We start from the raw sequence: 20,372 nt of genomic DNA, 5'->3' as shown, positions 1-20,372 counted from the left end.
GATGACAGCGCCCAATCGCCATATCGTCGTGGTCGAGGATGCAGTGGCTCTCGCCGAGGCCGCAGCCGACCGGCTGATCGAGCGCATCGAAGCCAATCCCGGCCGCATCGCCATCTGCATGACCGGCGGATCGAGCCCGAAGCGGCTCTATGAACTGCTCGCCACCGAACCCTATCGCAGCGAAATCCCCTGGGATCGCGTGCACTGGTTCATCGGCGACGACCGCTTCGTTTCTTCAAGCGATCCGCTCAACAACATGACCATGGCGCGAACTGCATTTCTGGATGCATGCGCGCCGCTTGCGAATGTGCACCCGATCAAGACCGATGCGGCGAATCCGGATGACGCGGCGGCGCTCTATGCGCGCGAACTGCAGTCGTTCTACGGAGCCGACAAGCTCGATAAAGCCAAACCGCTGTTCGATCTGGTGTTGCTCGGCGTCGGCCCCGATGGCCACGTGGCGTCGCTATTTCCAAGCTATCCCGCCATCGAGATTAAGGACCGCTGGGTGGTCGGCGTGCCCGAAGCGCATGTAAAGCCGTTCGTGCCGCGCGTCAGCCTGACGCTGCCGGCACTGGCCTCAAGCCGCGAAATGCTGTTCCTGATGAGCGGCGAGGACAAGCGCGCGATCCTGACGCGCGTGCTGAAGGGCGAGGATCTGCCCGCCAATCGCGCGCGGTCGGACGGCGAAACCGTGTGGCTGTGCGACAAGGCCGCCCTCCCGGACGACGCGCGTGGCTGACACCGCGCCCAAGACCCTGGCACCCAAGGCTCTGGTGGTGATGGGCGTCTCCAGCTCAGGCAAGAGCACGATCGCGAAGACGCTTGCTGAACGCCTCGGCTGGCGCTTCGCCGATGGCGACGATTTTCACCCGAAGGCAAATATCGAGAAGCAGCGCGCGGGCCAGCCACTCACCGACGACGATCGCTGGCCCTGGCTGCAGGCCATTGCCGACGAGATCGACCGCGTCACCGCCGATGGCCAAAAGCTTGTCGTCGCCTGTTCTGCGCTCAAGCGCGCCTATCGCGATCTGCTATTGCACGGCCGCGACGACATTCGCATTGTCTATCTCGACGGCTCCAAGGAGCTAATCGCCAAGCGCATGGCGGCGCGGAAGAATCATTTCATGCCGCCGACGCTGCTCGACAGCCAGTTCAAGACGCTCGAAATCCCCGGCCCAGACGAACGCCCGATGACAGTATCCATCGACGACGATGTCGACGGCATCGTCTCCGCCATCATCAAACAAATGCCGGCCTGAAGGATCAGACCATGACCAAGATTGCTCTCGTGGTGTCCGATGTCGACGGTACGCTCGTCACCCACGACAAACGCCTCACCGACACAGCCAAGGCGGCCGTGAAGAAACTGGAAGACGCCGGCATCGGCTTCACCATCACGTCGAGCCGCCCGCCCGTCGGCATGCGCATCCTGGTGAAGCCGCTGGGGATCACGCTGCCGATCGGCCCGTTCAACGGCAGCTCCATGGTGGACGGCGACCTCAAGCCCATCGTGCAGCACCTGATCCCGGAATCCGCCACCAAGCGCGCCATCGAAGTGTTGGAAGACCACGGCGTCGATATCTGGATATTCACCAATGATGAATGGGTGATCAAGCGCGACGACGGCAAATATGTGCCGCATGAGCGCGACACCATCCAGCATGAGGCCGTGATGGTGGATGACTTCTCGCCCTATCTCGCCAAGGCCTGCAAGATCGTCGGTGCGAGCTCCGACTTCCCGCTGCTGGAACGCTGCGAGGGCGTCATGCAGAAGGCGCTTGGCGATACGGCCGTCGCGGTACGCTCGCAGAACTATTATCTCGACATCACGCCGCCCAATCAGAACAAGGGCACCTTCGTGCAGGCGATGGCGCAGCGGCTGGGTATCTCCCTTGAGGCCATCGCCACCATCGGCGACATGCGCAACGACCTGCCGATGTTCAAGGTGTCGGGCATGTCGATCGCCATGGGCAATGCGAGCGACGATGTGAAATCGCAGGCGACGGATGTGACGACGTCGAACGAAGAGGAAGGCTTTGCGGGCGCGGTGGAGATGATTTTGAAAAGGAATGCGGGGCGCTGAGGCGCTCTGGCACCCGTGGCTTCCCTCCCCCAAGCGGCGTAGCCGCGCAGTGGGGTCTGGCGGACGAATTCGTCCGCCATGGGTCGGCCGATAGGCCGGGGTGGGGTGTCCCAGCAGACGACAAAGTGAGCGGAAGCACCCCACCCGTCTCGACCGCTGCGCGGTCGATCCACCTTCCCCACTGCGCGCAGCTTCTCTGCGCTTAAGGGAGGGAAAAGGAAGAGCTACTTCGCCCGCTCCACCTTCTTCTCCTGCGGACGCTTGGCGCTCGCCAGATTATGCGCCACGGCGATCAGCGCGATATGCGTCAGCGCCTGCGGGAAGTTGCCGGTCTGACGTTTGACGCCGCTGTCATATTCCTCCGCCAGCAGGCCGACATCATTGGCGATCGCAACGACGCGATTGAACAGTTCTTCCGCCTTGGCGATCTCACCCATCTTGATATAGGCCTCGGCCAGCCACAGGCTGCAGGCGAGGAACGCACCCTCGGCGGGCTGCACCTCGCCAGTGACCTCGCGCGGATCGTGGCGCAGCACGAAGCCGTCGCGTATCAGATATTTCTCGACCGCAGCGATCGTGCCCTTCACGCGAGGATCGTCGGCCGGAAGAAAACCCAAAGCTGGCAGCAGCAGAATGGCGCCGTCGAGCACGTCCGAGCCATAGGATTCCACGAAGGTGTTTTCGCGAGGATCGAACCCTTTCTCGCAAACGTCGCGATGAATCTCCTTGCGCAGTTCCTTCCACTGGTCGACGGGGCCTTTGAGATTGAAGCTCTCGGCGCTCTTGATGGCGCGGTCGAACGCAACCCAGCAGCCGACTTTCGAAAGCACATAGTGCTTGCCGGGGCCGCGTCGCTCCCAGATGCCGTGATCGGGCTTATTCCAGACAGAAGCGAGATGTTCGAGGATCTCGCATTCCACCGCCCAGGTGCCATCCTCAAGATCGAGTTTGGCAACGCGGGTCTGGTGGAAGGCATCAATCAACTCGCCATAGACGTCGAGCTGCAATTGCGCATGCGCAGCATTGCCGACGCGTACCGGCAGCGCGCCGCCATAGCCGGGCAGCCAATCGGCCTCCCATTCGAGCAGGCGGCGCTGGCCCATGATGCCATACATGATCTGCATCTCGGCGGGCGCGCCAGCGACGGCGCGCAGCAGCCAGCGATACCAGGCGCGCGCCTCATCCGTGTAGCCGCTGTTCATCAGCACGAGCAGCGTGAATGTCGCATCGCGCAGCCAGCAGAAGCGATAGTCCCAATTTCTGGAGCCGCCGAGCTTTTCGGGCAGCGACGTGGTCGGCGCCGCGACAATGCCGCCGGACGGCGCATAGATCAGCGCCTTCAGCGTGATCAGCGAGCGCATCACGAGATCGCGGTGCTCGCCTTTGTAGGTGCAGCGGCTGCTCCATTCCTTCCAGAATTCCTCGGTGTCCTTCAGCGCCTCGTCGACATTGATCGGCGCTGGCACTTTGAGATGCGAAGGCCCATAGGTCAGCACGAACGGGACGCTGTCGCCCTGTTTGACTTCGAATTTCGCGACGGTCGTGAGGTTCTCGCCGTGGGTCTCGACGGGCGTGTGCAGCACGGTCATGTCGGGCCCGCAAATCGCCAGCACTCCGCCGTCCTTGTCGCGCTTCACCCAGGGGATGGCCGCGCCGAATCCGAAGCGGATGATCAGCTCCATCCGGACCGTCACCGTGCCGCGATCGCCGCGGACGATGCGCACCACATCAGAGGCGGCGCCGCGCGGCGGCATGAAGTCGATCAGCGTGATAGCGCCGTCGTCCGTCTCCAGCGTGGTTTCCAGAATGAGGGAGTCGCCGCGATAGCGCCGTTTGCATGCCGTGATCGGAGCGTCGGGCGTGATTTGCCAGCGGCCGTGATCCTTGGTGCCGAGCAGCGCGGTAAAGCAGGCGTCGGAATCGAAGGCCGGCCAGCACAGCCAGTCGATCGATCCGTTGCGGTTGACGAGAGCGGCGGTCTCACAATCGCCGATCAGCGCGTAATCTTCAATATTGCTGTACAATGTCTTTCCGCCACCTGACAAAATTTACGTCAATGCGGACAAACTCCTGTCCGCGGTTGCAATGTGCAGCGCCTCACGATCGATCGACGTGGCCATCGTCTCCACCGTGGCCGGCAGCCGCTGCCGCCAGTTCGGATGTTCATTGATGGTGCCGGGAATATTCGGCTGATCGATCACACCCAACAGGTCTTCCAACGCGACGGTCAGCAAACGGGTCCGCGTGCGCGCGAGAAAGTGAGCGACAGCGTAGAAGTCTTCGGTATTGATGCCCTGCGCTCGCAGCGCCTCGCTGAGCATCTGCAGCGCGTAGCGGCGGGCATCGTCGCTCTCGCCGGGATCGATGCCCAGCGAGCGCTTCAGCTGCAGATCGTGCAGGCTGCGCCAGCCGGCATAGGTCGGCAGATCATGGGTATTGAAGGTCACCAGCGCATTCGGTGCGTAATAGTCGATACCGCGGAAGGCATAGCGTTCATCACGCTCGAACATCATCACCAAATACGACCAGATGCCCCAGGATGCGAGATGATCGCGGAAGCCGTCCGGCACGGTACCGAGGTCCTCACCGATCACCACACAGCGATTGGCGACGCTCTCCTGCGCCGTCACGGCCAACAGTGCTTCCAGCGGCATCTTCACATAGGCGCCGTTATCGGCGTCATAGCCATGCGGCACGACGTAGAGGCGATTGAGGCCGAGCACGTGATCGAGCCTGACGGCGCCGGCATAGCGCATCGAGGCGCGCAACATGTCCTTGAACGGCGCGAAGCCCTGCACTTCCAGCCCTGCGGCATTGAAGCCGGCGAGACCCCAGTTCTGCCCGGCGGGCTGCAGCGCATCGGGCGGCGCACCGACGGAGAGATGACGCGAGATCGCGATCTGCTCGTTCCAGGCATCGAAGCCGCCGGACTGCACGCCGACGGCGACGTCGAGATAGAGGCCGACGGGCATGCCGAGCTTCGTCGTCAGATCGAAACACGCCTTGAGCTGCAGATCGGCATTCCACTGCACATACTCGATGTAAGCCACTTCCTTGCCGTCAGGCCCGGCGCGGAAGGCGTCGCAGGTCGCATCATCGGGCAGCAGCCATTCCGACGGCCAGTCCCACCACGCGGTCTGCTGCTGATGCCGCAGCACCTCGAAACAGGCGAAGCGTGTCAGCAGCGGCGCACGTTCGGCGCGGAATGCGGCGAAGGCCTTCTGACGCTCGGATGTCGGATCGGCATAAAATGTCTCAAAGGCGGCACGCATCGCTGTCGACTTCACCGCGGCGATATCGACATAATCGACGAACTTGCTGGCGCGCATCTCAGCCAGCGTGTCGCCGCTATCGTTCGCCGCATATTCGGGCAGCGCCTCGACGTCGATATAGAGCGGATTGAGAAACAGCCGGCTGTTCGGCGAATACGGGCTGCATTCGGCCGGTCTGTCGTCGAAGAGCGCATGCAGCGGGTTGAGACCGACACCGCCGGCGCCGATACTGGCGGCCAGTCTGATCAGGTCCTGCAGATCGGTGAAGTCGCCGATGCCCCAGTTGCGCTCGGAGCGCACGCCATAGAGCTGTACGGCGAGAATCCAGGACCGATCGAAGGTGCCGGGAAATGCCTTGGTCGGCGCGACGATGAACGGCGCCTCGTCGGGGAATTTCTTGGCGTCGACCAGCCTGAGCCGGTGCACGCCGACCGGCAGGTCGCGCGGCCAGGTGATCTCGCGCCCCTCCGTCGTTCCCTCGGCGATAACCTTAACCCCGTCGAGAATTTTCCAGGTCAGGGGAAACGTGGCAGCCTCATTGAGGACCGTGCGGGCACCCTCGCCGGCCCGGACCACGACCGGACTCGCCACGAAGCGATGCGGCGTGCGCACCGGCATGGCGTCCAGAATGAGCTTCAGGGCGGCTTCGCCCGTGGTGTGCCACTGGCCCTGACCGTCGTGAAAACCGGTCTGGATTCCGAGTTCGGCAGCTTTGGTGAAAAGGTCCATTCGGCACGCTGTTTGCAGAGCAACAATCGAAAGTTGCTGGGAAATTTCTGAATTTGCGGAAGAGGATAGCCGATTTCAACGCGTCGATCTAAGCTGAGTTCCATGGGGAACCAAACCCCTGTCACGGGGCTTTGTATATGATCGCACCGTCTCTTTTTGAAAAATCGAACAGGGACGACACCTCATGATGGCATCACCGTGAACAGAACATCCCAAATCGTGGACACCGCCGGTATCGGCGGGGCTTTCCATATCGAAAACATCTATCCGATCATCGACGCTGGCCGCTTCCCGGTCAAACGCATCGTGGGCGAACCTGTCGCCGTCTATGCCGACCTGTATCGCGATGGTCACGAGATCATCGCCGCGGCTATCGTCTGGCGCCGCGAACAGGACCGCGAATGGAATCGGGTCCCGATGACGCTGGAAGTGAACGACCGCTGGGGCGGCTCATTCATCCCCGATGGCATCGGCCGCTATGTCTATGCCATCGAGGCCTGGACCGACGAATTCGCGACCTGGCGCCACGGCTTCGAACTGAAGCTGAAGGCCGGACAGGATGTCACGCTGGATGCGCTGGAAGGCGCCGGCCTGATGACCAAGGCGCAGAATGGCGGACCCGAGGCTTCGGCGCTCATCGTCAAGCAATGTGAGAATTTTCTGCAGACCGGCGACAATGAGCCGTTGCTGTCACCTGAACTGCGCACCGCCATGGCCGAAGCGCAATTGCGGCCTGACCTGACGCGCTCGCCTTTGTTGCCGCTGATGATCGACCGTGAACGCGCCCGCAACGGCGCGTGGTACGAGATGGTGCCGCGCAGCCAGAGCACGGTGCCCGGCCAGCATGGCACGTTCCGCGACTGTATTGCCCGCCTGCCCGACGTGCAGGCCATGGGCTTCGACGTGCTGTATTTCACGCCGATCCACCCCATCGGCAAGACCAACCGCAAGGGCAAGAACAATTCGCTGACCTCCGAACCAGGCGATGTCGGCAGCCCCTATGCCATTGGCGGCGCCGAAGGCGGCCATGACGCGATCCACCCCGAACTCGGCACCATGGAAGATTTCCATGCGCTGATCGCTGCGTGCAAAGAGCATGGTCTGGAAGTCGCTATCGACGTCGCCGTGCAATGCTCGCCGGATCATCCATGGGTCAAGGACCATCCAGACTGGTTCAAGCGCCGGCCGGACGGCTCGATGAAATATGCGGAGAACCCGCCAAAAAAATACGAAGACATCCACAATCCCGACTTCGACTGCGAGGACGCGGGATCGCTGTGGAACGCGCTCCGCGACATGCTGCTGTTCTGGTGCGATCAGGGCGTGAAGATCTTCCGCATCGACAATCCGCACACCAAGCCGCTGCGGTTCTGGGAATGGGCGATCCACGAGGTGCAGTTGAAGCATCCCGATGCGCTGTTTCTGGCGGAAGCCTTCACGCGCCCGAAGCTGATGAAGGGCCTCGCCAAGCTCGGCTTCTCGCAGAGCTATACCTATTTCACCTGGCGCACCGCGAAGTGGGAAATCGAGCAGTATCTCAACGAACTATGCGGCTATCCCGAGCGCGAATTCTATCGCCCGAACTTCTTCGTCAACACGCCGGACATCCTGCCTTATCACCTGCAATCCGGCGAAGCCTGGATGTTCAAGGCGCGCGTGGCACTGGCGGCCGCGCTGTCGTCGACCTATGGCATCTATAATGGCTTCGAATTGCTCGAACACGAGGCCATTCCGGGCAAGGAGGAATATCTGAACTCGGAGAAATACGAGATCAGGACCCGCGACTGGAATGCGCCGGGGAATATCAAGCCCTACATCACCGCCCTCAACCACGCGCGCCGTGCCAACACGGCGTTGCAGCAGACATCGAACCTGCGCTTCATGCCGGTCGACAACGACAACATCATCGGCTTCGTTAAGGAGTCGGTGGATGGTACCAATACAGTCGCCGGCGCCATCGCGCTGTCGCGCGATCCGTATGAATTCTGGCTGCCGATCGACACGCAGGTGATGGTCGATGGCGAGCGGCGCAATGTTGCCGCCGTCGAGAACATCATTACCGGCGAGCGCCATGGCGTCGAATGGGGCGGCATCCGCCTGCGTCTCGATCCCCAGCGCGATCCCGCCATCTTCTTCCGTTGCCTCGCCTGAAAGCGTTGACATGAACGTAATGACCGATATCGACGTTAAAGCGAAACAGCGCGCCGAGGAGATCGACAAGCTCTGGTACAAGGACGCCATCATCTATCAGCTGCATGTGAAGACATTCGCTGACAGCAACCATGACGGCATCGGCGACTTTATCGGCCTGACCGAGAAGCTGGATTACCTGCAGGATCTCGGCGTCACCACCATCTGGCTGATGCCGTTCTATCCGTCGCCTGGCCGCGACGACGGCTACGACATCGCCGACTATGGTTCGATCCATCCCGACTTCGGCACGATGAAGGACTTCAAGCGCTTCATCCACGAAGCCAAGCGCCGTGGCCTGCGCGTGATTACCGAACTCGTCATCAATCACACGTCGGACCAGCATGACTGGTTCAAGCGCGCCCGCCGCAGCCCGGCCGGCTCCAGTGCGCGCAACTGGTATGTCTGGAGCGACACCGACCAGAAATATCAGAGCACCCGGATCATCTTCACCGATACCGAAAAGTCGAACTGGACCTGGGATCCCGAAGCCAAGGCCTATTACTGGCACCGCTTCTTCTCGCATCAGCCGGATTTGAATTTCGACAATCCGCGCGTCGTCTCTGCCGTGGTGCAGGTGATGAAACGCTGGCTGGACGCCGGCGTCGATGGCTTCCGTCTGGACGCGATCCCCTATCTTGTCGAGCGCGACGGCACCAATAACGAGAACCTGCCCGAGACCCACAAGGTCATCAAGCATCTGCGCGCCGAACTCGATGCCTATGCGCCGGGCAAGCTGCTGCTCGCCGAAGCCAATCAATGGCCGGAGGACGTGCAGGAATATTTCGGCAACAGCGACGAATGCCACATGGCATATCACTTCCCGCTCATGCCGCGCATCTATATGGCGCTGGCGCAGGAAGACCGTTTCCCGATCACCGACATCATGCGGCAGACGCCGGACATTCCCGGCGACTGCCAGTGGGCGATGTTCCTGCGCAATCACGACGAGCTGACGCTGGAAATGGTCACGGACGTCGAACGCGACTATTTGTGGTCGACCTATGCGAACGATCCGCGCGCGCGCATCAATGTCGGCATTCGCCGTCGCCTGGCGCCGTTGATGGACAACGATCGCCGCAAGATCGAGCTGCTGGATTCACTGTTGCTGTCGTTCCCCGGCACGCCGATCATCTATTACGGCGATGAGATCGGCATGGGCGACAATATCTATCTCGGCGACCGCAACGGCGTGCGTACACCGATGCAATGGGCGCCGGACCGCAATGGCGGTTTCTCGCGCGCCGATCCCGCGCGGCTCTATGCACCACCGATCATGGATCCGATCTATGGCTACGAGTCCGTGAACGTGGAGGCGCAGTCGCGCAGCCTATCGTCGCTGCTGTCGGCGACCAAACGGCTCATTGCTGTCAGGAAATCGACGCTGGCTTTCGGCCGCGGCACCATGACCTTCATCCGCCCCGACAACCGCTCCGTTCTCGCTTATGTGCGCCAGCTCGGCGACGAAGCGATCCTCTGCGTCGCCAACCTGTCGCGCGCCGCGCAGGCCACCGAACTCGATCTGTCGCCGTGGAAGGAACGCGTGCCGCTGGAAATGCTCGGCCGCACCAAATTCCCGCCGATCGGCGATCTGCCTTACATGATCACGCTGGCGCCTTACGGCTTCTACTGGTTCCAGCTGCAGCTCCGCGATGTCTCCGAACATTCGCAGCCGCCGGTGGTGCCGGAATTTGAAACGCTGGTGGTGCCGCTTGGCTCGACCTGGATGACTCTCGCCCGTACGCGCGGTGTGTTCGAGCGCGACGTGCTGCCTTCCTTCCTGGCGCGCAGTCGCTGGTATCCGGAGCGACAGCCAAAGGCGATCCAGCCCGTGCTTACCGGCGCGATCCCGTTCTGCGAGATCGGCGACAACCGTCCATGGCTGGTGTTCTTCGAAACCACGCAGCGCAATGTGGCGACGCGCTATCTGCTGCCCATGCAGATCGAGTGGACCCGCTTCGATCGCGAACGCTACAATCCGAAAGCCTTTGCCGCGGTTCGTCAGGGCGCACGCGAAGGTACCCTGCTCGACGTTGCCACCGACCACATCTTCATTGCGCTGCTGTTGCACAATTTGCGCATTTCACTGACCGTCGAAGAAGAGGGCAACCGTCTGGAATTCCGGCCAACGACCAAGCTCGCCGAAAAGCCGGCTGCGCCGCTGGAGAACATCCGTGCGGTCGAAACCGAACAGTCCAACAGCACTGCATTGGTCGACAACGACTATGTCGTGAAGATCTATCGCAAGCTGCAGGCCGGCATCAATCCGGAGATCGAGGTCAGCCGTTTCCTGACGGATATCGCCGGTTTCACCAATACGCCGGCTCTGCTTGGCAGCGTCGAACTGGTCGAGGGTGATCAGCGCACCGCCGTCGCCATCGTGCATGCCTTCGTGCAGAATCAGGGCGATGCCTGGACGGTGACATCGGCCTATCTCGACCGTTTCGCCGATGAGCAGCGTCTGCTGGCGGTGGATGACCACGCCCCGCACAGTGAAGAGCAGGTGCCGTATCTGCTCTATATGTCGCAGACCGGCCGCCGCGTCGCCGAGATGCAGATGGCACTGGCCAGCCGCGACGACATCCCGGATTTCAAGCCGGAGCCGACGTCGCCTGACGATATCAGGCTCTGGATCAACGAAATCGTCACGCGTGCGGAGCCGGTATTTAGTGCGCTCGCCCAGCGTCGCAATGCTGCAAAGGATTCGGATCGCGCACTGATCGATCAGGTGCTGGAACTGCGCCACGGCTTGCGGGGGTGGCTGACCGAGCTGCTGCCGGAGAATATCGACGGACTGAAGATCCGCCATCACGGAGATTTCCATCTCGGCCAGATGCTGATCGTCAAGGATGATATCTTCATCATCGACTTCGAGGGTGAACCGCGCAGGTCGATCGATGAGCGCCGCCGCAAGGCGCCTGCTGCACGTGATATCGCCGGGCTCATTCGCTCGATCGATTATTCGGCAACGGCAGCGCTGGAACGCGCGCTCAAGGTAACTTCGGACGACACCGGCAAGCTGGCTGCCGCGCTGGACGCCTGGCGGGAACGTGCCACCACGGCTTTCGTTGACGCCTATCGCGAGACCATGACTGATGCACGGCTGTGGCCGGCAGACGCGGGAGCCACCAAAGAAATGCTGAACTTCTTCCTTCTGGAAAAGGCGCTTTATGAAATCGAATACGAACTTGCGCATCGGCCGGATTGGCTGCGCGTGCCACTGACTGGCATCCTGCGCATTCTGAACCAGTATTCTGAGGAAGCCGTATGACCAATTTGCCCGCCGAGGCTTACGCAATCGTCGAAGGCCGCCACTCCGATCCATTTCACTATCTCGGCCCCCACGAGGAAGCCGATAAGACGGTCGTGCGCGCTTTCCTGCCGGAAGCTGTGAAGGTCGATGCCATTGACGATCACGGTGCGACGACCGCGTTGGAGCGCGTGCATGACGCCGGGCTGTTTGTCGGCGCACTGGCCAATGGCTCGACCAAGTATCAACTGCGGGCGCGCTATGGCGACAGATCCGTCGATCTCGACGACCCTTATCGCTTTCCGCCGATCCTGACCGAATTCGATCTCTATCTGCTCGGCGAAGGCACGCATCAGCGGCTCTATGACAAGCTCGGCGCCCATCCGATGGTGCTTGAAGGCGTCAGCGGCGTCGGATTTGTGGTGCTCGCGCCTAATGCGAAGCGGGTCAGCGTGGTCGGCGATTTCAATTTCTGGGATGCGCGGCGTCATCCCATGCGCGTGCGCGGTGCGGGCTACTGGGAGCTGTTCATCCCGGGCGCGACGCCCGGCGATCACTACAAGTTCGACATCATCGGCCCGCATGGACAGTTGACGCAAAAATCCGACCCGATGGCCTTCGCCGCGGAAATGCGGCCCTCCACGGCGTCCATCGTGCTCGACGAAACCAGGATCCCGCATCCGCGCCCTGCCCCGGATAACATCAATGCGCTGAACAAGCCGATGTCGATCTATGAGGTGCATCTGGGTTCGTGGCGCCGCAAGGGTGACAATGAATGGCTGACCTATCGCGACCTTGCGGAGACGCTGCCGCGCTACGCTCGCGACCTCGGATTTACCCATGTGGAATTCCTGCCAGTCAACGAGCATCCGTTTGACGGCTCGTGGGGCTATCAGCCGACCGGCATGTATGCGCCGACCAGCCGCTTCGGTACGCCGGCAGAATTCGCATTGCTGATCGACGCTTGCCACGCCGAAGGGCTCGGCGTGCTGCTCGACTGGGTGCCCGGCCATTTTCCGGACGATCCGCATGGCCTCGGCAATTTCGACGGCACGGCCCTTTATGAACATGCCAACCCGCTGCAGGGCCGGCACATGGACTGGGGCACGCTGATCTACAATTACGGCCGCACCGAAGTCGTAAACTTCCTCGTATCCAACGCGCTGTTCTGGCTTGAGCGTTACAATGTGGATGGGCTGCGCGTAGATGCCGTCGCCTCGATGCTGTATCTCGATTACAGCCGCGAAGCCGGCGCCTGGATTCCGAACAAATATGGTGGCCGCGAGAATATCGAGGCCGTCAGCTTCCTACGCCGCTTCAACACCGAAGTCTTCGCGAAATTCCCGAATGCGACCACGGCGGCGGAGGAATCTACTGCATGGCCGCAAGTATCGCGTCCCGTCGAATTCGGCGGGCTGGGCTTCGGCTACAAGTGGAACATGGGCTGGATGCATGACACGCTGAATTACATCAGCAAGGATCCGATCTATCGCAAGTATCAACACAACGACATCTTGTTCGGGCTGCAATACGCCTTCTCGGAAAATTTCGTGCTGCCGCTATCGCATGACGAAGTGGTGCACGGCAAAAAATCCATCCTGGGCCGCATGCCCGGCGACGACTGGCAGCGGTTCGCCAATCTGCGCGCGTATTATTCCTTCATGTTCGGACATCCCGGCAAGAAGCTAATGTTCATGGGCTGCGAATTCGCCCAGGAGCGCGAATGGAATCACGACACGTCGCTGGACTGGCACCTGCTCGAGCAGGACAAGCATGCCGGCATCCATTCGCTGATCCGCGATCTCAACGAGCTGTATCGCAACCAGCCGGCACTGCATGAACTCGATTGCGATCCCGCGGGCTTCGAATGGATGATCACCGACGATGCCGGCAACAACGTTTTCGCCTGGCTGCGTAAGGGCGCCAACCCGCGCACGCAGTGCCTCGTGGTCGTGAACTTCTCGCCGAACGTCTATCACGATTACCGCGTCCGCGTGCCGTTCACCGGCACCTGGCGCGAAGTGTTGAATTCCGACGCCGCGCATTATGGCGGCAGCAATGTCGGCAATTCGGGCGAAGTCATTGCCAAGGGGCTTGTCCCCGAACTCAGTCTAACCCTTCCACCGCTGGCCGCACTCTTTCTCGTACCGGAATTCTAGAGCATGAGACTATCCGCCGGCATGCCCTCCCGCCTCGGCGCAAGCTGGGACGGACGGGGGACCAACTTTGCCTTGTTCTCTGCGAACGCCACCAAGGTCGAACTGTGTCTGTTCGACAGCCAGGGGCGGCGCGAGCTTGAGCGCATCGAACTGCCGGAATATAACGAGCACGTCTTTCACGGCTATCTCAACGATGTCTCGCCGGGCCAGCTCTATGGTTATCGCGTGCACGGCCCCTATGAGCCGGAGCATGGGCATCGCTTCAATGCGCACAAGCTGCTGCTCGACCCCTATGCCAAGAAACTGGCCGGGCGTCTGGTCTGGAGCGACGCTCACTTCGGCTATCGCACCGGCTCGTCGCGCGAGGACCTGTCCTTCGATCGCCGCGACAATGCGCGCGGCATGCCGAAGGCCGTGGTGGTCGACGAGACCTTCAACTGGGGCCGCAAGGAAGCGCGTCCCAGCGTACCCTGGGAAGACACCATCATTTATGAGGCCCATGTCAAAGGCCTGACGCAGACCCGCAAGGACGTGCCGCCAGGGCTGCGCGGCACCTATCGCGGCCTGTCGTCGCCGTCGATGATCGAGCATCTCAAACGGCTTGGCGTCACCACCATCGAGCTGCTGCCGGTGCACAGCTTTGTCGATGACCGCCGGCTGGTGGAAATGAAGCTGGTGAATTACTGGGGTTACAATACCCTCTCCTTCTTCGCCCCGGAAGCGCGCTACGGCACCGACAATCCGCTCGATGCGTTCCGCACGACGGTCGCCCGGCTGCATGATGCGGGCATCGAGGTGATGCTCGACGTGGTCTATAACCACACCGCCGAAGGCAATCATCTCGGCCCGACGCTGAGTTATCGCGGCATCGACAACGCCTCCTATTACTGGCTGATGCCGGACAATCCGCGATTCTATGACGACTTCACGGGCTGCGGCAGCTCGATGAACCTTACGCATCCGCGCGTGTTGCAGATGGTGATGGATTCATTGCGCTACTGGGTCGAGGTGTGTCACGTGGATGGCTTTCGTTTCGACCTTGCAACCACGCTGGCGCGCGGGCCGAATGGCTTCGATCGCAATAGCGGTTTCCTCACCGCCATTCGACAGGACCCTGTCCTAGCGAACGTCAAAATGGTCGCCGAACCCTGGGATCTCGGCATGGGCGGCTATCAGGTCGGTGCGTTCCCGTCGCAATGGTCGGAATGGAACGACAAATATCGCAGCGCCATGCGCCGCTACTGGAGCGGCGAAGGCTCGCTGATCGGCGAAGTCTCCAGCCGCATGACCGGTTCGTCAGACGTGTTCAATCATGACGGCCGCAAGCAGCGCGCCGGCATCAACCACGTCACCGTGCATGACGGTTTCCCGCTGGCAGACCTGTTTGCCTATAACGAGAAGCACAACGAAGCCAATGGCGAGGACAATCGCGACGGCTCCTCGGATAACCTCAGCAACAATTTCGGCGTCGAGGGCCCGACCGACGATCCCGAGCTGCTGGCGCTGCGCCGACAGCTGCGCAAGAACCAGCTCGCCTGTCTGTTCCTGGCCCAAGGTGTGCCGCTGCTGCTGGCCGGCGACGAGGTCGGCAATACCCAGGGCGGTAACAACAATGCCTATTGCCAGGACAACGAGATCGGCTGGGTCGGCTGGGACAATCTCGGCGACAAGGACGACGATCTCACCGACTTCATCGGCCATATGGCGCAGCTGCGACAGCGCTTTCCGCAGATCACCACGCAACGCTGGCTCGACGGCCGCCGTGCCGACGGCAGCTATGGGGTACTGTGGCTGACGCCCTCGGCCGACGAGATGACCGAGACGGACTGGGCTTTTCCAGACGGGCGCTTCCTGTCCTATGTGCTTAGCGCTTCCGGCGACAACACCAACCCGATCTTCATCGTGCTGAATGCGGCGCCTGAGGGCATCCCGTTCAAGCTGCCGAAGATGCTGGAATACAAGAACTGGCGGCAGGTGCTGAACACCGCCGACGAGAAGCTCTCCATCGCGATCCTGCCCCCCGGTAGCGACATCGATGCGCCGCCGCGTTCGGTACTGGCCTTTGCGGGGACGCCAGCATGAGCGCGCATTCGTTCGGACCACGGCTCACGGAGAAAGGCGCGATCTTCCGGCTCTGGGCACCGGCAGCGCTGCACGTAGATGTGATGCTCGGCGATCAGACACATCCGCTGAAGCCCGGCGAGGACGGCTGGTTCGCCGCCGAGATTTCCGATGTGAAAGCCGGCGCCACCTATCGCTTCAGGATCGACGGCAAGACCGACGTGCCCGACCCCGGCTCACGCTTTCAGCCGAACGATATCGCCGGCCCTTCCGAAGTCATCGATCACAGGACCTATGCGTGGCGAGCAGCCGACTGGCGCGGGCGGCCGTGGGAAGAGACCGTGCTGATTGAAACCCATGTCGGTACCTTTACGCCGCAGGGCACCTATCGCGCGATGATCGACAAGCTCGATCACCTTGTGGCGACGGGGATCACCGCGCTCGAATTGATGCCGTTGGCCGATTTCACCGGCAAGCGCAACTGGGGTTATGACGGTGTGCTGTGGTATGCGCCGGACGCGATGTTCGGCCGTCCGGACGATCTGAAGGCGCTGATCGACGAGGCGCATCTGCGTGGGCTGACGGTGTTTCTGGACGTCGTCTATAACCACTTCGGCCCGGAAGGGAATTATCTCGGCCTCTATGCGCCGTCTTTCTTCGGCGATGCGCATACGCCGTGGGGCTCGGCGATCAACTATCACCTGCCGGAGGTGCGGGCCTACGCGATCGAGAATGCCGTGGCGTGGCTGCGCGACTATCGCTTCGATGGGCTGCGGCTCGATGCCGTTCATGCGATCCCCGAACAGGGCGAGATCCCGATGCTGCACGAGCTGAGCCGCGAGGTCGGCAAGCTGGCCGCCGACACCGGCCGGCTGATCCATTTGGTGCTCGAGAACGACGACAACCGCGCCACTCTGCTCGATCCCGCCACCAACCCGCCGCGCGGCAAATATCGCGCGCAGTGGAACGACGACTATCACCATGCCTGGCACGTGCTGCTCACCGGCGAGGACAAGGGCTATTACAGCGACTACGCACCGAAACCGCTCGATCATATCGCACGGGCGCTGGGCTCGGGCTTCGCCTATCAGGGCCAGTCGTCGGCGCATCGCGACGGCGCACCGCGCGGCGAACCATCAGGCGAACTCGCACCGGCCGCCTTCGTGAATTTCCTGCAAAACCACGACCAGATCGGTAATCGTGCGCTTGGCGATCGGCTGGAGACCTTGGCCAAGCCCGAGGCCATCGAAGCTGCGCTGGCCGTTACATTGCTGGCGCCGATGGTGCCGATGCTGTTTCAGGGCGAGGAATGGGGCTCGAAAGTACCGTTTCCGTTCTTCTGCGATTTCGAGGGCGATCTCGCCAATGCCGTGCGCAATGGCCGCAAGAAGGAATTCGCCAGCGCGTACGAAAAGTATGGCGACGAGATCCCCGACCCGCTGGACGAGAGCTCGTTCCGCTCGGCCTTCGTCGATTGGGACAATCGCGAAACGACCACGGGCAAGACGCGGCTGACGCTGGTTCGCGAGCTGCTCGCATTGCGCAATCAGCACATCGTGCCGCGCCTTGCTGGCGCACGGTTCGGCCAGGCTGAGGCGAGCGACGACGGTTTGCTCACGGCCTTCTGGACAATGGGTGACGGCAGCAGGCTGCATCTCACGGCCAATCTTTCCGACAACGCCGTCAACGCGGCACCGCCGAGCACAGGTACAACAATTTGGGGCAACACTACCACCGGCGTGGGGACGCCGTGGTCCGTCGTTTGGCGGATCGGAGATAGATAATGGCTCCTGCGATTCCCGTCGCGACCTACCGTATTCAACTCACCAAGGATTTCGATTTCGATGCCACCGCGGGCATCGTCCCCTATCTGAAGGCGCTTGGCATCACCCATCTCTATGCCTCACCCTTCATGAAATCGCGCGCCGGCTCGACCCATGGCTATGACATTGTCGATCACACCAAGCTCAATCCAGAACTGGGCGGCGACGAAGGTTTCGAGCGCCTGAGTGCCGCGCTGAAGGCCAACGATATCGGCCTGATCCTCGACTTTGTGCCCAATCATGTGGGCGTGCATTTCGCAGACAATCCGTGGTGGCTCGACGTGCTGGAATGGGGACAGGCCTCGCCGCACGCCGTCTCCTTCGACATCGACTGGGACACCCTGCCCTATCGCGCACGCGGCGGCCTGCTGCTACCGATCATCGGTAGCTCTTATGGCCAGGCACTGGACAACGGCGAGATCGAGCTGAAATACGACGCCGAGGAAGGCAACTTCTCGGCCTGGTATTTCGAACATAGGCTGCCGATCGCGCCGGAGCGCTACAGCGAGATGCTGCGCACCATCGTCAAGGAAGCCGACGCCGGCAACACGCCAGCCGGCCGGGCAATCCTGACACTGGCGGCCAAGCACAAGGGCCTCCGCCATCCCAACCGGCGGGAAGCGCCGGCTTTCAAGCAGCAGCTGGCGTCGATCGACGGCGCTGCCGAGGTTATCACGCGTGGCCTCGACGCCTATCGCGCCGGGCTGGATCGGCCCGCCCAGATTCAGGCCATGCACATGCTGCTGGAGCGCCAGCACTACAAGCTCGGTCAGTGGCGCCTGGCATCGAGCGAGATCAATTACCGCCGCTTCTTCGACGTCAATACGCTGGCTGGTCTACGTATCGAGGACACCGATACGTTCGAGGCGATCCATTCGCTGGTCAAACGGCTGATTACCGAAGACAAGCTGCAGGGGTTGCGGCTGGACCATATCGACGGCCTTCACGATCCCTCGCAATATTTCCAACGACTGCGCCGGCTGATCCGCGAGGCGCATGGCAACAGCACCAAACCGTTCTATGTCGTGGTCGAGAAGATTCTCGGCAAGCACGAGAAGCTGGTGCCCTTCGCCGGCGTGCATGGCACCACCGGCTATGAATGGCTCAATGTGATCACGCAGGTGCTGGTCGAAGAAAAAGGCCTGGAACCACTGGGCGAAACCTGGCGACAGGTGAGCAACGTCTCGCCGAAATTCGAACCACAACTGGTGGAAGCCAAGCGCCGCGTGCTCGATACGCTGCTGCTCAGCGAATTCACCGTGCTGACGCGTCTGCTGGCACGGATCGCCAACGGGCATTATTCGACGCGCGACTTCTCCGCCGACACGCTGCGTCAGGCTTTCGAACTCTACGTGCTGCATTTCCCGGTCTATCGCACCTATCTCTCCACCGCCGGTCCATCTGCCCTCGACCGACAACTGATCGCCACGACCATCGAGAAAGCTCGCGCCGACTGGTTCGGCGCCGATGAAGGCTTGTTCGACTTCTTGCGCGACGCTCTGACGCTGGACCTGCTGAAACCCGGCCGCCCCGCACATAGCAAGCCGCGGGTGCGACGCTTTGCATTGAAGGTGCAGCAGTTCACCGGGCCGACGATGGCGAAGTCGCTCGAAGACACCGCCTTCTATCGCTATCATCGCCTGCTGGCGTTCAACGAAGTTGGCGGCGAGCCGGCAGCGGAAGCGATACCTGTCGCCACGTTCCACGAGATAATGATCACACGCGCGCTCGAGCGGCCGCATGGCATGACTTCGACCGCCACCCACGATACCAAGCGCGGCGAGGATGCCCGCGCGCGTTTGCTGGCGCTGGCCGAAATGCCCGGTGAATGGGCCAGTGCTGTCAGCCGCTGGAAGTTGCTGAACGCGCCGCATCTGATTGTTGACGGCGAAATGCGCGCGCCCTCAGCAGCGTTTGAGTATATGTTATACCAGGCGCTTATCGGCGCATGGCCGCTCGGCGGGCAGGACAATTCCTTCCTCGAGCGGATGCAGGCCTATGCGCTGAAGGCGGCGCGCGAGGGCAAGCAGGAAACGAGCTGGCTCAACCCCAACGACACCTATGAGAAGGGTCTGCGCACGTTTCTGGAGCGCATTCTCGACCCGGCCCAGTCGCCGGAATTTCTTGCAGCGCTTGAGACCTTTGCCAAACGCACATCGCTGATCGGCGCGTTGAGTTCACTCAGCCAGATCACGCTGAAAGCGACCATTCCCGGCATGCCGGACTTCTATCAGGGCACCGAATTCTGGGATTTCTCGCTGGTCGATCCCGATAACCGCCGCCCGGTGGATTTCGCCGAACGCGCGAAAGTGCTGAAGGCACTGCAACAACCGGATTGGGCGGCACTGGCGCAGCACTGGGATGATGGCCACATCAAGCTCGCCTGGACGCGCGAGCTTTTGAAACGCCGCACCGAGATGGCAGCCGTCTTCACCGATGGCGATTACGAACCACTTGAAGTGACCGGACCTCATGCCGCGCACATCATCGCCTTTGCTCGGCGGCATCAGCGCGACGCGGCAATCGTCGTGATCCCACGCGCTTTTTCCGAAGCGACACAAGGCGGGCGGCATTGGCCGGAGGCGACGGCCTTCGACGCGACAGTGATCGCGCCCGGCTACCTCGTTGAAGGTTCTGCGCAGAAGAACGGCGCGATCCAGCTCTCCGTTGCCAAGCTCTTCAGGCAGATTCCGATGGCGATCGTGAAGGCACATGCCGCGCCGAAACGCATTCGTTCGACGCGTTTGCGATAGCACACACGACAAGGCCGCCCGGGATCAACGGCCGGGCGGCCTGGCGGAT

At 61.7% G+C, this 20,372-nt stretch carries 11 protein-coding genes; 9 read left to right on the top strand and 2 right to left on the bottom strand.

What is annotated here, in order from left to right:
• The first annotated feature begins 1 nt into the window (after position 1).
• The 3 genes from pgl to AB7828_RS30965 are packed head-to-tail and all read left to right on the top strand — an operon-like array spanning position 2 to position 2,086.
• Positions 2-742: a 6-phosphogluconolactonase gene (pgl, locus tag AB7828_RS30975; RefSeq protein ID WP_309946773.1), complete on the top strand. Its 741-nt coding sequence runs from the start codon at positions 2-4 to the stop codon at positions 740-742.
• Between the two features lie 40 nt (positions 743-782).
• The gene (locus AB7828_RS30970) at positions 783-1,262 is read left to right on the top strand and encodes a gluconokinase (protein ID WP_309947124.1); all 480 of its coding nucleotides are present in this window, start codon (positions 783-785) and stop codon (positions 1,260-1,262) included.
• 11 nt (positions 1,263-1,273) lie between these two features.
• On the top strand, positions 1,274-2,086 hold the full coding sequence (locus tag AB7828_RS30965; RefSeq protein ID WP_441232148.1) for an HAD family hydrolase: 813 nt from the start codon (positions 1,274-1,276) through the stop codon (positions 2,084-2,086).
• Positions 2,087-2,310: 224 nt separating this feature from the next.
• Here AB7828_RS30965 and AB7828_RS30960 read toward each other — a convergent pair whose 3' ends face one another.
• Together AB7828_RS30960 and malQ are read right to left on the bottom strand one after the other, a co-directional pair.
• On the bottom strand, positions 2,311-4,110 hold the full coding sequence (locus AB7828_RS30960) for a glycoside hydrolase family 15 protein (RefSeq protein ID WP_441232147.1): 1,800 nt from the start codon (positions 4,108-4,110) through the stop codon (positions 2,311-2,313).
• A 24-nt stretch (positions 4,111-4,134) separates the two neighbouring features.
• A complete protein-coding gene (gene malQ / locus AB7828_RS30955) occupies positions 4,135-6,087 on the bottom strand; it encodes a 4-alpha-glucanotransferase (RefSeq protein WP_441232146.1) in 1,953 nt (650 codons plus the stop codon).
• 198 nt (positions 6,088-6,285) lie between these two features.
• On the opposite strand from malQ, the gene AB7828_RS30950 reads away from it, so the two are divergent.
• Genes AB7828_RS30950 through treY form a run of 6 tightly spaced genes read left to right on the top strand, consistent with a single transcriptional unit; the run spans position 6,286 to position 20,323 of the window.
• A complete protein-coding gene (locus AB7828_RS30950) occupies positions 6,286-8,238 on the top strand; it encodes an alpha-1,4-glucan--maltose-1-phosphate maltosyltransferase (protein WP_441232145.1) in 1,953 nt (650 codons plus the stop codon).
• Between the two features lie 10 nt (positions 8,239-8,248).
• Positions 8,249-11,548 (top strand): maltose alpha-D-glucosyltransferase, encoded by a 3,300-nt coding sequence (gene treS / locus AB7828_RS30945; protein ID WP_089267454.1) that lies wholly within the window; start codon positions 8,249-8,251, stop codon positions 11,546-11,548.
• A complete protein-coding gene (gene glgB, locus AB7828_RS30940; RefSeq protein ID WP_441232144.1) occupies positions 11,545-13,686 on the top strand; it encodes a 1,4-alpha-glucan branching protein GlgB in 2,142 nt (713 codons plus the stop codon). Before treS ends, glgB begins: the two co-directional genes overlap by 4 nt.
• A gap of 3 nt (positions 13,687-13,689) precedes the next feature.
• On the top strand, positions 13,690-15,768 hold the full coding sequence (gene glgX, locus AB7828_RS30935) for a glycogen debranching protein GlgX (protein ID WP_093760720.1): 2,079 nt from the start codon (positions 13,690-13,692) through the stop codon (positions 15,766-15,768).
• Positions 15,765-17,531: a malto-oligosyltrehalose trehalohydrolase gene (gene treZ / locus AB7828_RS30930; RefSeq protein WP_441232143.1), complete on the top strand. Its 1,767-nt coding sequence runs from the start codon at positions 15,765-15,767 to the stop codon at positions 17,529-17,531. Before glgX ends, treZ begins: the two co-directional genes overlap by 4 nt.
• Positions 17,531-20,323 carry a malto-oligosyltrehalose synthase gene (gene treY, locus AB7828_RS30925; protein WP_441232142.1) on the top strand — a complete coding sequence of 931 codons (2,793 nt, stop codon included), beginning with the start codon at positions 17,531-17,533 and terminating at the stop codon, positions 20,321-20,323. Before treZ ends, treY begins: the two co-directional genes overlap by 1 nt.
• Positions 20,324-20,372: the final 49 nt, after the last annotated feature.

The organism is Tardiphaga sp. 215_C5_N2_1, from assembly GCF_052076055.1.
GTDB lineage: Bacteria > Pseudomonadota > Alphaproteobacteria > Rhizobiales > Xanthobacteraceae > Tardiphaga > Tardiphaga robiniae.
This window is presented reverse-complemented; position numbering and strand designations above follow the sequence as displayed.

Bases quoted from the DNA above. Each gene is read 5' to 3' on its own strand.
- treY (WP_441232142.1), top strand. From the start codon at position 17,531: ATGGCTCCTGCGATTCCCGTCGCGACCTACCGTATTCAACTCACCAAG.
- treZ (WP_441232143.1), top strand. From the start codon at position 15,765: ATGAGCGCGCATTCGTTCGGACCACGGCTCACGGAGAAAGGCGCGATC.
- pgl (WP_309946773.1), top strand. From the start codon at position 2: ATGACAGCGCCCAATCGCCATATCGTCGTGGTCGAGGATGCAGTGGCT.
- treS (WP_089267454.1), top strand. From the start codon at position 8,249: ATGAACGTAATGACCGATATCGACGTTAAAGCGAAACAGCGCGCCGAG.
- glgX (WP_093760720.1), top strand. From the start codon at position 13,690: ATGAGACTATCCGCCGGCATGCCCTCCCGCCTCGGCGCAAGCTGGGAC.
- AB7828_RS30965 (WP_441232148.1), top strand. From the start codon at position 1,274: ATGACCAAGATTGCTCTCGTGGTGTCCGATGTCGACGGTACGCTCGTC.
- AB7828_RS30970 (WP_309947124.1), top strand. From the start codon at position 783: ATGGGCGTCTCCAGCTCAGGCAAGAGCACGATCGCGAAGACGCTTGCT.
- malQ (WP_441232146.1), bottom strand. From the start codon at position 6,087: ATGGACCTTTTCACCAAAGCTGCCGAACTCGGAATCCAGACCGGTTTT.
- glgB (WP_441232144.1), top strand. From the start codon at position 11,545: ATGACCAATTTGCCCGCCGAGGCTTACGCAATCGTCGAAGGCCGCCAC.